1 protein-coding gene is annotated in these 604 nt (G+C 63.9%); it reads right to left on the bottom strand.

All coding sequences use genetic code 11. From position 1 onward, the window contains the following. On the bottom strand, positions 1-129 hold a 129-nt coding region (locus IO20_RS41895; RefSeq protein WP_342668822.1), incomplete at its 3' end, for a tectonin domain-containing protein. Between the last annotated feature and the right edge of the window lie 475 nt (positions 130-604).

The following is a 604-nucleotide window of genomic DNA, read 5'->3' as shown; positions in this document are numbered from 1 at the left end:
GTGCCACGGGGTGGCGTCGTCGTTGGTGAACCGGTAGATCCTCGCGTCCGCGTTCACGCCCCACACGTTGGACCGCGCCCCCGCCGAGATCCCCGTCAGACCGCCCGCGATCTTCTTCCAATGAGCCATGTCGACCTTGTTCCCCTCACTCGTGCCCTGCCTTCAGGGCCCGGCCCGAGACTAGGTCCGTCAAATAGCCCAATACTGGGATTGTTAAAATAAAATGATCTGGAAATAGATGTTTGCGGCTGATCTTTCCCGGCCTGCCTGATGAAAGGGCCATCCAGCTGCGGGCACATTGACCGGATACGCGGTCCCACCTGAGGGGGATCGACGCACCCGCACAACATGTGCAGGGGAAGGCTGCGCCGCACAAAGATCCTCTGACAGAGGTTGGAGCGGAGGGATTTACCCACGCTGGCGGGAACGTCGCCGAGCCGCGCCGCAGGGTGCTGAGGGCCGCGGTGCCGTCCCGGTCGATCTCCGGCGGTGCAGCGGCGGACCCAGGTCTGTGGTGGTGGGTGTGGGCGGATTCTGCCGAGGAGATCGTCGATTCCTGCGCCGAGGTTGAGGTGATCACGAACCCTGACGCCGTGGGACGTGC

This window comes from Streptomyces exfoliatus (assembly GCF_000725545.1).
In the GTDB taxonomy this organism is placed as follows: Bacteria; Actinomycetota; Actinomycetes; order Streptomycetales; family Streptomycetaceae; genus Streptomyces; species Streptomyces exfoliatus.
Note: the sequence above shows the minus strand (reverse complement) of the source record. Positions and strands in the feature narration are given on the sequence as shown.